The organism is Streptomyces sp. NPDC006385, from assembly GCF_040612485.1.
Classification (GTDB): domain Bacteria; phylum Actinomycetota; class Actinomycetes; order Streptomycetales; family Streptomycetaceae; genus Streptomyces.
The window spans coordinates 1-7,593 of the sequence record NZ_JBEXQG010000142.1 but is presented as its reverse complement, the minus strand read 5'-3'; the positions used below and the strand labels follow the sequence as shown (position 1 = coordinate 7,593).

Here is a 7,593-nt window from a genome sequence, read left to right as displayed (position 1 = left end):
GCTGCTGGGCTCGCTGAAGTCCTTCTCCGGAGCCGACCTCGGCGGCTTCGCGATCAAGGCCGCCCTCGACCGTGCGGGGATCGGTGGCGACCAGGCCCGCAGATGCGCGAGGACGTCGTCCGCCGGCGGGTACGGCCGCTCCTGCGGCAACAGCTCGGCGGCACGCGCCAGTTCACCCACCCGCACGTACGCGTGGATCTGCGTCGCGAGCGGTGTCACATCCTCGATCCCGACGATCCACTCGTCCGCGTACCGGGCGGTCGCCTCACCGGCGAGCCCCAGTTGAAGGGAGCGGTACGGCAAGGGGTTGAGGCGCAGATCGCGTTCGGGATCCCACTGCACACGCGCGGGCGCCGCCCTCAACTGCCGTTTCCAGGTGGCCTGGTCACCGTGCAGGGCGGGGACGTGGTGCGAGAGGCACGCGTGGCGCAGCGCCCAGAGGAAGCCCTCCCGGCTGATCTCGACGGCCAGGACAGTCTCCTGGTTCTCCTTGGTCGCCCAGCCGCAGCGGTACATCATCCACAGGAACGACGGCTTGATCCAGGTCATGCGCTCACGGCTCCAAGCTGACGGAAAGCGGCCGTCACGGGCCGCCGCCCGGCCGATCTGGGGCCGGTACGCCTGGTACACGGTCACCGTGGTCTCGGTGTGGTGGGCGCGCACGCGGAACGCGGGTTCAGGTCGGACCGATCGGTCGTTCTGCTCTGTCACAGGCACAGCCTCACCAATGACCCCGTCGACCTCCACCGAATATCGCCGCACGCCCTCTTGGCTGCGGTCACCTGATGCTCAACACTGAGCCGATGACGCAGCGTGTGGAGCTCGCCACCCTGAGGGACCGACTTACGGTCGACGGAATGATCACCGAGTACGCGGTGGCCGTGGACGACGGCGACTGGGCGGCGTACCGGAGCCTGTTCACGCCCGACGGCCGGGCCGACTACCGCTCGGCCGGCGGCATAGAGGGGGACGCCGGAAAGGTCGCCGCGTGGCTCGCGGAGAGCATGCGGATGTTCTCGATGCGGCAGCATCTCATCGTCAACCGCCGCCTGAGCTTCGGGATCCTGGAACAGGACACCGGCGACACGGCCACCGTCCAGGCCGACTACGTCAATCCGATGCGGTTCGCCGAGAACGGCGAGCGTTCCTCGGCCCCCGACTTCGTGTGCGGCGGCCGGTACGCCTTCGAGCTGCTGCGGACGGACGACGGCTGGCGGCTGCGTGAGGTGGTCGTCCAGGAGAAGTGGCGCCGCCTGCCCGAGCGGACCGCGCCCGCGGTGATCGACTGAGTGGGCGTCCGCTGTCCCACTGTCAGTGCCCGCGGGCACACTGGAAGAACCACGGGGTAGGAGGTGAGGCATGAAGACGATCAGCCACTGGCTCACCTCCCCGTGGCGCCGCTCGACCGTCGCCGCTCTGGCCGGCGCGCTGCCCGTGCTGGCGTTCCCGGAACCGTCGCTGTGGTGGTTCGCGTACGTCGCCCTGGTCCCGTGGATCGCGCTGCTGCGCTCCGCTCCGACCGGACGGCGGGCGGTGTACGACGGCTGGTGGGGCGGGTTCGGCTTCATGCTGGCGATGCACCACTGGCTGCTGCCGAACCTGCACGTGTTCACGTTCGTCATCGCCGCCCTGCTCGGTGCGTTGTGGGCTCCGTGGGGCTGGCTGGTGCGCCGTTTCCTGGCCGCGAGAGCGTCCCCGGGCCGGGTCGCGGCGGCCTTCGTCGTCGTGCCGGCGGGCTGGTTGCTGATCGAGCTCGTCCGCTCCTGGCAGGGGCTCGGTGGGCCGTGGGGCGTGCTGGGCTCCAGTCAGTGGCAGGTCGAGCCCGCGCTGCGGCTCGCCTCGGTGGGCGGGGTATGGCTGATCAGCTTCCTCGTGGTGGCCGTCAATGTGGCGGTCGCCGTGTTGGTGACGGTGCGCGGCTCCTGGATCCCGGCGGTGGCCGGTCTCCTCGCCACGGCCGTCGCCACCTCGGCCGCCTGGGTGTGGTCCCCGCGCCCGGACGTCGAGGACCGGGCGCGGATCGGCGTCGTGCAGCCGGGCGTCATCCAGGGCGCCGCCTCGGCCGACCGGCGTTTCGACCGGGAGGCGCAGCTCACCCGGGAGCTGGCCGGGCAGGATCTGGACCTGATCGTCTGGGGCGAGAGCAGCATCGGTTTCGACCTGAGCGACCGGCCCGACCTCACGCGGCGGCTCGCCGCGCTGTCGCGCGAGACGGGGACGAACATCCTGGTCAACGTGGACGCGCGGCGCTCCGACAAGCCCGGCATCTACAAGAGTTCGATCCTCGTCGGCCCGGACGGCCCGACCGGCGACCGGTACGACAAGATGCGGCTGGTCCCCTTCGGGGAGTACATACCGGCCCGCTCGCTGCTCGGCTGGGCGACCTCGGTGGGCAAAGCGGCGGCCGAGGACCGCAGGCAGGGCACGCGGCAGGTCGTGATGGACGCCGGGCAGGGCCTGCGGATCGGCCCTATGGTCTGCTTCGAGTCCGCGTTCTCCGACATGAGCCGCAACCTCGCGGGCGACGGCGCCCAGGTGCTGATCGCCCAGTCGGCGACCTCGACGTTCCAGCAGAGCTGGGCGCCCGAGCAGCACGCCTCGCTCGCCGCGCTGCGCGCCGCCGAGACCGGCCGTCCGATGGTGCACGCGACGCTCACGGGCGTCTCCGCCGTGTACGGCCCGAGCGGGCAGCGCATGGGGTCCTGGCTCGGTACGAGCGCGAGCACGAGCGCCGTCTACGAGGTGCCGCTGGCCGACGGTGTCACGCCGTACGTCCGCTTCGGCGACTGGCCGGTGCAGGCGGCGCTGCTGATCGTCGCCGTATGGGCGGTCGGCGAGGGGGCCGGGGTCCTGCGGCTGCGGCTCAGGCGGCCCGCTCCTGAACCGCGCGTACCACCCGCTCACACAACTCGTGAGTCGCCAGCGCGTCCCGGGCGCTGAGCACCTTGCCCGCGCGCACGGCGTCGAGGAAGGCCAGCACCGCCTGCTCGATGCCGCGCTGCCGGGCCACCGGCACCCAGTCCCCGCGCCGCCGCACGGTCGGCTGGCCCTTGTGGTCGATGATCTCGGCGAGGTTGAGGACCTGGCGTTTGGTGTCCTGCCCGGACACCTCGAGGATCTCCTCGGCCGAGCCGCTGAGCCGGTTCATCACGCCGAGCGCCGTGAATCCGTCCCCGGCGAGCTGGAGGACGACGTGGTGCAGCAGGCCGCCCTCGACGCGTGCGCGTACGGTCACGTCGTCGATCGGGCCCGGCGCCAGGAAGCGCAGCGTGTCCACGACGTGGATGAAGTCGTCCAGGATCATCGAGCGCGGTTCTTCCGGCAGCCCGATCCGGTTCTTCTGCATCAGTATCAGCTCGCGCGGATGGTCGGCGCACTGGACGTAGCCGGGTGCGTAGCGCCGGTTGAAGCCGACGGCGAGGCTGGCGTTCCGTCGCTCGGCGAGGGCCACCAGCCGCTCGGACTCGGCGAGGCGATAGGCGAGCGGCTTGTCGACGTACGTCGGCACGCCCGCCTCCAGCAGCCGGGTCACGATCTCCGGGTGCGCGACGGTGGGGGCGTGCACGAAGGCCGCGTCGAGGCCCTGGGCGAGCAGCGAGTCGAGGTCCTCGTGCCGTTGCTCCGGCGGCAGGTGGAGGCCGTCGGCGACCCGGGCGAGCGTCGCGGGCGTACGGGTCTGCAGATGCAGCTCCACCCCGGGCTGGACGCCGAGCACCGGCAGGTATGCCTTCCGCGCGATGTCGCCGAGTCCGATACAGCCGACCTTCACGGGGTGTTCTCCTCTAGCGGTTGCCTGCCGGGGCCTTTCCGGCAGCATACGGCGACTGCGGCGGCCGCCAGTCGGCGATGCTCGCGAGGCCCCGCAGGAACAGCAGGGGGGCGAGCTTGGCCAGCCCGGCGATCACCGTGTTGCGCACGGCGATCCCGGCACGGCCGGTCGCCATGTTGAGCCGGCCGACCTTCACGGCCTGGCGTGCGATGGCGGTCGTACGGGGGAGGCGGGCCGCCGTGTACGCGTCGAGGTCGTCGCAGTGGTGGGCGAGCACGACGGCGTCCTCGATGGCCTGGTTGCCGCCCTGCCCCAGCGTCGGTGGCATGGCGTGCGCGGCGTCTCCGAGCAGGGCGACCCGGCCGCGGTGGTAGGCGGGCAGCGGCTCGGTGATGTGGTGGACGTCGTGCCGCAGGACGTCCTCGGGGCGGGCGGCGGCGAGGATGGCGGGGATCGGCTCGTGCCAGTCGCCGTAGCGGCGCAGTAGTTCGGCCTTCTCGTCGTCGGACGCGCGCTCCCCGGCGGGCGCGAGCGCCGCGGCGTACGCGTAGACCCGGCCGTCCTTGAGCGGGTGCGAGCCCCAGATGCGGCCGGGGCCCCAGGTCTCGTGCGAGGCGAACTGCGCGCCGGGCACCGGGATGACGACCCGCCAGGTGGTGAACCCGGAGTAGACGGCCCCGGGGTGGTGCGGGAACAGCGCCCGGCGTACGGCGGACTGTATGCCGTCGGCGGCCACGACGAGGTCGGCCTCAAGGTCGCCGTCCGGGGTGCTCACCCGGGCGGGGCGGTCGGCGTCACCCGGGTCGGCGACGGTCGCGGCGGCGCCCGTGCGCAGGGCGTCCGGCGGTATGCGCGTGGCCAGGCTGCTGACGAGGGTGGCCCGGTGCAGCAGGACGAGGGGGCCGCCGAAGCGTTCGGCCACGGCGTCGGCGTCCGTGCGGGAGAGCCAGCGCCCGGACGGGGTGCGCAGTCCCCCGTCGCCCTGCCAGGCCGCGAGGTCGCGGATCTCGTCGCCGAGCCCGAGGACGTCCAGGGCGCGCAGGGAGTTGGGCGCGAGGGAGATGGCCGCGCCGACCGGCTCCAGGGACGCGGCCCGTTCCAGCACGGTGACGTCCCAGCCCCTTCCGTGCAGTGCGGCCGCCGCGGTCAGGCCGCCGATGCCGCCGCCGATCACGACGGCCCGTCTCGACCGTGCCATGGCTCCTCCTCGCATCGACCTTCACTACAGGTGTAGTGAAGCAGTGCCTCGACTGTACTACAGGCGTAGTGCGAGGGGTAGGTTGGTCCCCATGTCCGTAAGCACCACCGGCGGCTCCCGCGCCGATCTCGTCGCCGACGCCGCCCTCACGCTGCTCGCCGAGCGCGGTATGCGCGGGCTCACGCACCGGGCGGTCGACGAGACGGCCGGGCTCCCCCAGGGCTCCACGTCGAACCTCGCCCGCACCCGGCAGGCGCTGCTGGAACTGGCGGTGCGGCGGCTCGCCGACCGCGAGGCGCGTGTCCTGGCACTGGAGGAGATGCCGGACCCGCGCGGCGGTCTCGACGCACTGGCCGACGGACTGGCCCTGGCGACGCACCGCTCCCTGACCCGCGGCCGCCACCTGACCCTCGCCCGCTACGAACTGGCCCTGGAGGCCACGCGCCGCCCCGAGCTGCGCGCCTACTTCGACGCCACCGGCGCCCGCTTCCGCGACCAGCTCACCGCCCTGCTCACGGCGGTGGGCTCGACCGACCCCGCCCGGCACGTACTGTCACTGGTCGCCTGGGCGGACGGGCTGATGTTCAGCTGCGTGGCCGGGTCCTACAGCGCGGACGTGCCGAGCCTGGAGGAGGTACGCGCAGGGGTGCGCGAGCTGTTCGCCGGGATGTTCGACCACTGAGCTGCTCCGCCCCCGCCCGGCCGCCCGGTTCGGCGACCGTGAAAACTCCTCGTGAAGCGGACCGGGTTGGGCGAGGATGCGGGTATGACGAACGAACGCCATGAGCCCGCCACCACCGCCGACGAGCGCACGATGCTGGAGGGCTGGCTGGACTACCACCGGCAGACCCTCGCGTGGAAGTGCGAGGGCCTGACCGACGCCCAGCTCAGGACCGCCTCCGTGGAGCCGTCCGAACTGACCCTGATGGGGCTGGTGCGGCACATGGCGGAGGTGGAGCGCAGCTGGTTCCGCAGGGTGCTCGCGGCCGAGGACGCCGGCCCGATCTACTACACCGACGAGGACCAGGACGGCGAGTTCCATCTCTCCGAGACGGACACCTGGCAGGAGGCGTACGCCACCTGGCAGGCCGAGATCGGGAGCGCCCGGCGCAACGCGGCCCGCTTCGGCCTCGACGACATCTCCGAGGGCAAGCACCTGCGCACCGGCGAACGGTACAACCTGCGCTGGATCTACACGCACATGATCGAGGAGTACGCCCGTCACAACGGCCACGCCGACCTGGTCCGCGAGCGGGTCGACGGCGCCACCGGCGACTGACGTCAGCGGACGACTGAGGTCAGCGCGGCGGCCCCGAGTCGCCCGTACGAGGACGGAGATCACCCGTCCGGAGCAACCTTGCTCGTCCGCCGTCCCAACGGCTGCCGCAACCAGCAGAGTTGCGCGCGTGCATCGAACGACGACCACCGCAACGCTCCTGGTCACCGTGGCCGTCTCGGCCCTCGCCGGCTGTATGACGGTCCACTACCCGCCCGTGCCGGGCCCGTCGGCGCCGACCCGGCCGCCGACGCCCCGGCCGAGCGAGTCGGCGGAGCGGCCGATCGTGCAGGCGCCGGCCCGCGAGGCCCTGACGCTCGTCGAGCCCTCCCGGCGGCCGGCTCCCACGCCGTCCGCCGCACGGTCCGCGTCCCCCACGGCGCCACCACCGGCGCCCCGGCCTCCGGCCGCCCGCGCACACCCGCGGCACCCCCGTCCCGAGCACCGCGAACCCCGCCGCCCGGCCGTCGACACCGGGCGGCGGCCACCCGTAGCGGTGCCGGAGCCGATCCGCCCGGAGGCCCCGAAGAACGCGGACGTCTGCGCGCTGGGCCGGAAGTACGGCGGCTGGAGGACAGACAGCCCGGAGTCGACGATCTGCGATCAGACGTACGGGCACTGAGAGGTGTGGGGCGGGGGCACGCGACCCGGCGCCACGGGGTGCCGCCTGCCGCCCGTTCTCTCTCGCCCGTGCCGTCCCTGCGGCACGACTGCCCGCGCGGCACGACCGCCCGCGGCTCGACGGACTACAGCCCCTCCCCCAGCCACGCCTCCAACCGGCGGATCTCCGCCCGTACCCCGTCCCCGTAGCTGTCGTCCCCCAACGCCCCCGCCGCCCCTCGCGCCCGGCGCAGATGGACGCGGGCTGCCTCCGTGCGGTCGAGCTTCACATAGTCGGCGGCGAGATTCAGATGCAGCGAGGGATAGAGGGCTCGTACGGCAAGCGCGCCCCTCGCCGCCTCGGCCTCCGTCAGCGCCCGCAGATCCCACGCCAGCTCGTCCGAGGGGTCGTCCTGGGTGTCCGCCAGGTAGTGCGCCAGCGTGCACCGGTGCAGGGGGTCGCCGCCCTCGCCGAGTTCCGTCCACAGCTCCAGCAACCGGTGCCGGGCCTCCTCGCGGTCGCCCGCGTGATGGAGGATGACGACCTGCCCGATCCGGGTCAGCACCGCATCCGGCGCCGCCTGCTTCTGCTGCTCCGCCACCGCGTCCTCCGGGCCCTCGTCGGCTGCTCCCTCCCGACGCTAACGGCCCCCGCCCGCGATCCGCGCTCGGCGGCCGACGTTCCCTGAACGTCGGCTCCTTGAGTTTCAGCTCGCCCGTAGGGCGTTCGGCGACCGGAACCGTCGAGCG

Annotated in this window: 8 protein-coding genes and 1 pseudogene; 5 read left to right on the top strand and 4 right to left on the bottom strand. The window is 72.9% G+C overall.

All coding sequences use genetic code 11. The features are described from left to right. Window positions 1–93: 93 nt before the first annotated feature. A pseudogene (locus ABZ078_RS43805) lies at window positions 94–711 on the bottom strand (DUF4291 domain-containing protein); the annotation flags it as partial. Between the two features lie 92 nt (window positions 712–803). Here ABZ078_RS43805 and ABZ078_RS43800 point away from each other — a divergent pair. Together ABZ078_RS43800 and lnt are read left to right on the top strand one after the other, a co-directional pair. Further along, the gene (locus tag ABZ078_RS43800) at window positions 804–1,289 is read left to right on the top strand and encodes a nuclear transport factor 2 family protein (RefSeq protein ID WP_356584194.1); all 486 of its coding nucleotides are present in this window, start codon (window positions 804–806) and stop codon (window positions 1,287–1,289) included. A gap of 70 nt (window positions 1,290–1,359) precedes the next feature. Further along, the gene (lnt, locus tag ABZ078_RS43795) at window positions 1,360–2,940 is read left to right on the top strand and encodes an apolipoprotein N-acyltransferase (protein WP_356584192.1); all 1,581 of its coding nucleotides are present in this window, start codon (window positions 1,360–1,362) and stop codon (window positions 2,938–2,940) included. Here lnt and ABZ078_RS43790 read toward each other — a convergent pair. Together ABZ078_RS43790 and ABZ078_RS43785 are read right to left on the bottom strand one after the other, a co-directional pair. Beyond that, on the bottom strand, window positions 2,864–3,769 hold the full coding sequence (locus ABZ078_RS43790) for a Gfo/Idh/MocA family oxidoreductase (protein ID WP_356584190.1): 906 nt from the start codon (window positions 3,767–3,769) through the stop codon (window positions 2,864–2,866). The genes lnt and ABZ078_RS43790 overlap by 77 nt on opposite strands. A 13-nt stretch (window positions 3,770–3,782) precedes the next feature. Continuing rightward, window positions 3,783–4,967: an FAD-dependent monooxygenase gene (locus ABZ078_RS43785; protein WP_356584188.1), complete on the bottom strand. Its 1,185-nt coding sequence runs from the start codon at window positions 4,965–4,967 to the stop codon at window positions 3,783–3,785. A 91-nt stretch (window positions 4,968–5,058) separates the two neighbouring features. Here ABZ078_RS43785 and ABZ078_RS43780 point away from each other — a divergent pair, with 91 nt between their 5' ends. From ABZ078_RS43780 to ABZ078_RS43770, 3 genes are all read left to right on the top strand, one after another. Further along, complete coding sequence (locus tag ABZ078_RS43780; RefSeq protein ID WP_356584186.1) at window positions 5,059–5,649, top strand: TetR/AcrR family transcriptional regulator; 591 nt, start codon at window positions 5,059–5,061, stop codon at window positions 5,647–5,649. An 84-nt stretch (window positions 5,650–5,733) separates the two neighbouring features. Continuing rightward, the gene (locus ABZ078_RS43775; RefSeq protein WP_356584185.1) at window positions 5,734–6,246 is read left to right on the top strand and encodes a DinB family protein; all 513 of its coding nucleotides are present in this window, start codon (window positions 5,734–5,736) and stop codon (window positions 6,244–6,246) included. Window positions 6,247–6,373: 127 nt separating this feature from the next. Beyond that, on the top strand, window positions 6,374–6,865 hold the full coding sequence (locus ABZ078_RS43770; protein WP_356584183.1) for a hypothetical protein: 492 nt from the start codon (window positions 6,374–6,376) through the stop codon (window positions 6,863–6,865). A gap of 124 nt (window positions 6,866–6,989) precedes the next feature. On the opposite strand, the gene ABZ078_RS43765 is transcribed toward ABZ078_RS43770, so the two are convergent. Further along, on the bottom strand, window positions 6,990–7,445 hold the full coding sequence (locus tag ABZ078_RS43765; RefSeq protein WP_356584181.1) for a hypothetical protein: 456 nt from the start codon (window positions 7,443–7,445) through the stop codon (window positions 6,990–6,992). Window positions 7,446–7,593 lie beyond the last annotated feature (148 nt).

Bases quoted from the DNA above. Each gene is read 5' to 3' on its own strand.
- ABZ078_RS43780 (WP_356584186.1), top strand. From the start codon at position 5,059: ATGTCCGTAAGCACCACCGGCGGCTCCCGCGCCGATCTCGTCGCCGAC.
- lnt (WP_356584192.1), top strand. From the start codon at position 1,360: ATGAAGACGATCAGCCACTGGCTCACCTCCCCGTGGCGCCGCTCGACC.
- ABZ078_RS43785 (WP_356584188.1), bottom strand. From the start codon at position 4,967: ATGGCACGGTCGAGACGGGCCGTCGTGATCGGCGGCGGCATCGGCGGC.
- ABZ078_RS43775 (WP_356584185.1), top strand. From the start codon at position 5,734: ATGACGAACGAACGCCATGAGCCCGCCACCACCGCCGACGAGCGCACG.
- ABZ078_RS43800 (WP_356584194.1), top strand. From the start codon at position 804: ATGACGCAGCGTGTGGAGCTCGCCACCCTGAGGGACCGACTTACGGTC.